Source organism: Mesorhizobium tamadayense (assembly GCF_003863365.1).
GTDB lineage: Bacteria > Pseudomonadota > Alphaproteobacteria > Rhizobiales > Rhizobiaceae > Mesorhizobium > Mesorhizobium tamadayense.
This window is the reverse complement of record NZ_RQXT01000171.1, coordinates 1-1,081: the sequence shown is the minus strand read 5'-3', so window position 1 is coordinate 1,081 and position 1,081 is coordinate 1. Positions and strand designations below refer to the sequence as shown.

At 62.7% G+C, this 1,081-nt stretch carries 1 protein-coding gene; it reads left to right on the top strand.

The window, feature by feature from the left end:
• Nucleotides 1–9: 9 nt before the first annotated feature.
• The coding region (locus tag EH240_RS37040; RefSeq protein ID WP_125007254.1) for an IS4 family transposase at nucleotides 10–1,081 on the top strand (1,072 nt) is incomplete at its 3' end.

The following is a 1,081-nucleotide window of genomic DNA, read 5'->3' as shown; positions in this document are numbered from 1 at the left end:
GAACGGGGCATGCGCTTTGCACCTAGCATCTTCGGGCAGCTTCTTGAAGCCATCGATCGGCGTCGATTCCAAGCAATTGTGGATCGCCACGAGGGGGACGCCTACGACAAATCGTTCAGGAGCTGGGATCATCTGGTGGTGCTGATCTACGCCCAGTTCTGCGGCAGCAGCGGCTTGCGTGGCCTGGAAGCCGGCTGGAACGCCAACAGCCAGCATCATTATCACCTGGGCAGCGGTGCCTTGATGCGTTCGACCTTGTCGGATGCCAACAGACGGCGTCCGGTCGCCGTCTTTGCCGAGGCGTTCGGCCTGGTGGCGGGCCAACTCGACCGGCAAACGCGGCGCGAGGGCGAAGCGATGCTGCGGCTGATCGACTCGACCCCCATTCCGCTCGGCAAACTGTGCGCTTGGGCCAAGTCGAACGGGCGCATCCGCGGCATGAAGGTACATGTCGTCTATGACCCGAAGGCCGACTGTCCGCGCGTCCTCGACATCACCGACGCCAACGTCAACGACGCCCAGATTGGCCGCCAGATCACGATCGAGGCCGGGGCGACCTACGTGTTCGACAAGGGCTACTGCCATTACGGCTGGTGGGCGGCGATCGCCGAAGCCGGATCGACCTTCGTGACGCGGCCCAAGGCCAACATGGGGCTGGCGCTGGCGTGCGATCGCGCCATCGCCGAGCCGCAGGGCGACGGCTTCCTGATCCTGGAAGACAGTGAGGTAAGCCTGGTCAGCAAGGGCGTTTGCAAGCTGCCGATGCGCCTGCGCCGCCTGCGCGTTCAACGCGAAGAGGGCGACACCATCACGCTTTTGACCAACGATCTGGAGCGCTCCGCCGTCGAGATTGGACGGCTCTACAAAGGCCGCTGGCAAATCGAGCTTCTGTTCCGCTGGATCAAGCAGCACCTCAAGATCCGCAAGTTCCTGGGCAACAACGGCAATGCAATCCGCCTGCAACTCTTTGCCGCAATGATCGCCTATGCGCTGCTGCGCATTGTCGCGCGCACCCGCCGTATCCCTATTCCGATCTTGAGGTTCACAGAACTGGTCGCTCAATACTTGTTCGGGCGGCGCA